The organism is Mesorhizobium sp. M7A.F.Ca.CA.001.08.2.1 (assembly GCF_003998455.1).
GTDB classification, from domain to species: Bacteria; Pseudomonadota; Alphaproteobacteria; order Rhizobiales; family Rhizobiaceae; genus Mesorhizobium; species Mesorhizobium ciceri.
In genome coordinates this window covers 1-3,655 of the sequence record NZ_RZPW01000644.1, presented here as the reverse complement: position 1 = coordinate 3,655, position 3,655 = coordinate 1, and the positions used below count along the sequence as shown (strand labels likewise).

The following is a 3,655-nucleotide window of genomic DNA, read 5'->3' as shown; positions in this document are numbered from 1 at the left end:
CGCGCCAGGGTCGGCAAAGTAGTCGACCGCGGCGGTGAGGCCGGCCATCAGCTCGATCTGCGGCGTGCCGAGTTCGAACCGCTCCGGCAGACCGTTGGAAGAGCAGCGGCATTTGTAGGGCTCCAGCGTCTCGATGACATCACGGCGGCCCCACAATATGCCCATATGCGGGCCGAAGAATTTGTAGGCCGAGCAGATCAGGAAATCGCAGCCGAGCTCCTGCACGTCGATCAGCCCGTGCGGCGCGAATTGGACGGCATCGACATAGACCAGCGCACCGGCATTCCTGGCTATCGCAGTCAGCACCTTCACCCGGTTGATCGAACCGGTCAAATTGCTGGCGTAGTTCAACGCGACCAGCCGTGTCTTCTCCGAAAGCAAGCCAGCCAGCGTCGCCTCCTCGACCTGCCAGCTGGTTTCGTCGAACGGCAGCCAGCGCACGACGAGGCCGTGATCCTCGGCCAGTTGCAGCCAGGGCGAGACGTTGCCCTCATGGTCCATGCGGGTGAGGATGATCTCGTCGCCGGGCTGCATCGTGCGGCCGAGCGTGCGCGAGATGTGGTAGGTCAGCGTCGTCATGTTGGCGCCGATGACGATTTCCTCAGGGCTTGCGGCGCCGAGGAAATCGGCCATGGCCTCATGTGCCTCATCGACGACGGCCTGCGCGGCAATCGTCGTTTCGAAGTAGCCGCCAAGGTTCGCATTGGTGGTCAAGAGACAGCGCGATACCGCATCCGCCACTGCCTGTGGCACCTGCGTGCCGGCAGGGTTGTCGAGATAGATGCGGCGGCGGCCCTTGTCGGTCAGAGAGAGAGCGGGAAATTTCCCCCGGATAGCCTCGATCGGAAAATTCATTGCCGCCCTTCTCCCATTGTAATCGTTGGATATTCGGCCAGCAATCCCCGTTCAAGGACAGGGATTGCCGACCCGCTGGTGGATCGCATCCACCGCCTTCTGCATTTCGTCGGTCCAGACGACGTCGACGGAAGACAGCGCCATGTCGAGCTGCGAAAGCGTCGTTGCGCCGACGATGTTCGAGGTTACGAACGGCCGGCTCGAGACATAGGCATTGGCAAACAGTGCCGGCTCCAGGCCAAAGGAGCGCGCCAGCTCATTGTATTCAAGTTGTGCTTCGGCGGCACCTGGCGTCTCGTAACGCTGGCCGCGATTGAACAGCTGCGAGCGGGACCCCTGAGGCCGCGCGCCGTGGTCGTACTTGCCGGTGAGATAGCCCTGTGCCAGCGGCGAATAAGGCAGCAGCGACACCTGCTCGCGCTCGCAGACCTCGGCGAGATTCACCTCGAAGGTGCGGTTGACGAGATTGTAGGCGTTCTGGATCGACGCGACGCGCGGGCCGATACCCTTGTCGGCTTCGGCAAGGAACCGCATCACGCCCCAGGAACTCTCGTTCGACAGGCCGAAATGCCGGATCTTTCCTGCCTTCACCAATTCGTCAAACACGGCAAGCGTCTCGGCGATCGGCGTTTCGCCGGCCGGTGCGCCGACGGAATCGGCGCGCGGCGACACGGCGCCGACGCGCGTCGGGTTGGCGCCCCAGGGGATATCCCGCTCCGGCCAGTGGATCTGATAGAGGTCGATGTAGTCGGTGCCGAGCTTGGCCAGCGACTTGTCGATGGCGTCAAAGATATCGGCGCGCACCAGTTGCGACGGCCTGTCGCCGCGAAACCAGCTGTTGGCCGTGCGGCCGACGACCTTCGAGGCCAAGATCACCTTGTCGCGGTTGCCCTTGGCCTTCATCCAGCTGCCGATGATCTTTTCGGTCCGTCCCTGCGTCTCCGCCTTGGGCGGGATCGGATAGAGCTCGGCGGTGTCGATGAAATTGACGCCGCGCGAGAAAGCCAGGTCCATCTGGGCGTGGCCTTCGGCCTCGGTGTTCTGCTGGCCCCAGGTCATGGAGCCCAGGCAGATCTGGGTAACAAGAAGATCGGTCCGACCGAGACGGCGTTTGTGCATGGATTCGGCTCCGGAGGAAGGCTGGCGCGACTGCGCGGAGGAGCCGCATCTATAGGCAAAGCAGAGCCGCTCTCCAAGCCTCGCCAGGCCGACTTTTGCGTGAACCAGCCGGGTTAGCGGCGAGCACCGGCCAGTGCACGACGCTTGGCCTCGTCGATCAGCATGTTGGCCACTTGCATGCGGATCATGGCGCGCTGGCGCAAATGTGGGGCGACGCGGTCGGGATGGTTGGCAAAGGCAAAGCTGCGGCGCATACGGCCGAAATCGGCGACCTGCTTGGGCTGATTGAGGCCGAGTTCGACGGCGATGGCTTCGGGATCGATCGGCGGCAGTTTTTCCTCGGGCTTTGGCTCTTCGCCGGCGAGAACCAGCTTGGCATGATCGAGCAAAGCGGCGAATTCGGTCGCCAGATCCGCGCCCGCCTCGCGATATTCGGCAGCGGAAACCTTGATGCGGCCGGAATGGAGTTCATCGGCCACCGAAAGATAGTCGAACGGGATGGATGGACGAGCGCCGGCCTCTTCGCCCTCGCCATTCTTGTCGGGTGCGATGAAGAGGTCGTCGAGCAACGAAGCGAAATCCCGCTTGGCGCCAGTAGCGATGTCAGCCTCCCCCTCGCCCGACCATTCGGGTATCGAAGCATAGAACCGGCTCGTTAAAAATGCATGGCACCGATCTCAACGAATTTAGCCGTCGCCTCGTGGCAGCCATGCAGCCAGCATTCGAGGCTACGATGCGCGTCAGCAAAAGTTTCACCCGGTTGCGGAAAATGGCGAAAAAATTCGCCAAGACATGGCAGGTATGCAAATGCTGCACTGCACAATTGTCACGATTCACCTATATTGGCAGCCGTGGAGGACCAATTTTGGGGCTTGAATCATGGGTTTCTTCACTGAAATGTTCGCCCGGCCTCGGCCGCAGGAACATCTGAGATACCGCTCGGCGCTCGCGCTGCTTCATTCGATGAGCAATGCCGACCGCGCCGACATCGGGATCAAGCCGGCCGACTTCCCCCGCATCGCCCGCGAAATGTCCGTTCGCTAGCTGCATCCGGTGTTCAGGATGTCCCGGATCGGTCCGGGACACCTCCAAAAAACTCAATTCCTTAGCGCGATCCCAGGAATGTCGCCTTGCCCAACGGTACGCCATTGTGGCGAAGGATGTCGTAAGCCGTGGTGAGATGAAAATAGAAGTTGGGCATGGCCACATGCAGCAGATACTGCAGGCCGGGCATCGAGCTTTCGCGTCCACCAAACTTCAGCTCGATGATCTTGTCATCGGAGCCGTTGAATTCGGCAGCCGAAAATGTCGCGAGAAGGTCGAGCGTCTTCGTGATGCGAGCCTGGACATCGGCAAAACTCGCCTCATTGTCCTCGTATTTCGGCACTTCGCGGCCGGCGAGCCGTGACGGCGCGCCCTTGGCATGATCGGTGGCGATCTGCACCTGCCTGGTCAAGGCGAACATGTCCGGCGCCAGCCGCGCCGTCAGAAAAACCTGCGGGTCTATCTTGCGGTCCAGCGCATTCTGTTCGGCGGTCGCAAGCACATTGGAAAGCGCTTTCAGCCTGGCCGAAAACACCGGCACGGATGCCTCATACATCGATATCGTCACGTCAAATCTCCTGCCCGGCCCAGCGCCGGCGGACGCGACGTAGCGCCTTCGTGCAGGATTTTTCAAGGC

Annotated in this window: 5 protein-coding genes; 1 reads left to right on the top strand and 4 read right to left on the bottom strand. The window is 61.6% G+C overall.

Annotated elements, in window-relative coordinates; all coding sequences use genetic code 11:
- From EN914_RS28150 to EN914_RS28140, 3 genes are all read right to left on the bottom strand, one after another.
- A partial coding sequence (locus tag EN914_RS28150) for a cysteine desulfurase-like protein (RefSeq protein ID WP_127389404.1) occupies nt 1-855 on the bottom strand: 855 nt, incomplete at its 3' end.
- Nucleotides 856-906: 51 nt separating this feature from the next.
- Nucleotides 907-1,974: an aldo/keto reductase gene (locus tag EN914_RS28145; RefSeq protein WP_024504348.1), complete on the bottom strand. Its 1,068-nt coding sequence runs from the start codon at nt 1,972-1,974 to the stop codon at nt 907-909.
- Nucleotides 1,975-2,087: 113 nt separating this feature from the next.
- Entirely contained in the window at nt 2,088-2,543 is a 456-nt protein-coding gene (locus EN914_RS28140; protein WP_081714352.1) for a hypothetical protein, read from the bottom strand.
- A 310-nt stretch (nt 2,544-2,853) separates the two neighbouring features.
- On the opposite strand from EN914_RS28140, the gene EN914_RS28135 reads away from it, so the two are divergent.
- On the top strand, nt 2,854-3,018 hold the full coding sequence (locus EN914_RS28135; RefSeq protein WP_023706483.1) for a hypothetical protein: 165 nt from the start codon (nt 2,854-2,856) through the stop codon (nt 3,016-3,018).
- A gap of 61 nt (nt 3,019-3,079) precedes the next feature.
- Here EN914_RS28135 and EN914_RS28130 read toward each other — a convergent pair whose 3' ends face one another.
- Nucleotides 3,080-3,586, bottom strand: a complete 507-nt coding sequence (locus EN914_RS28130; protein WP_024504346.1) for a DUF1993 family protein — start codon at nt 3,584-3,586, stop codon at nt 3,080-3,082.
- Between the last annotated feature and the right edge of the window lie 69 nt (nt 3,587-3,655).

What these genes read in the sequence shown, in the direction of transcription:
- EN914_RS28135 (WP_023706483.1), top strand. Translation starts at nt 2,854, where the DNA reads ATGGGTTTCTTCACTGAAATGTTCGCCCGGCCTCGGCCGCAGGAACAT.
- EN914_RS28145 (WP_024504348.1), bottom strand. Translation starts at nt 1,974, where the DNA reads ATGCACAAACGCCGTCTCGGTCGGACCGATCTTCTTGTTACCCAGATC.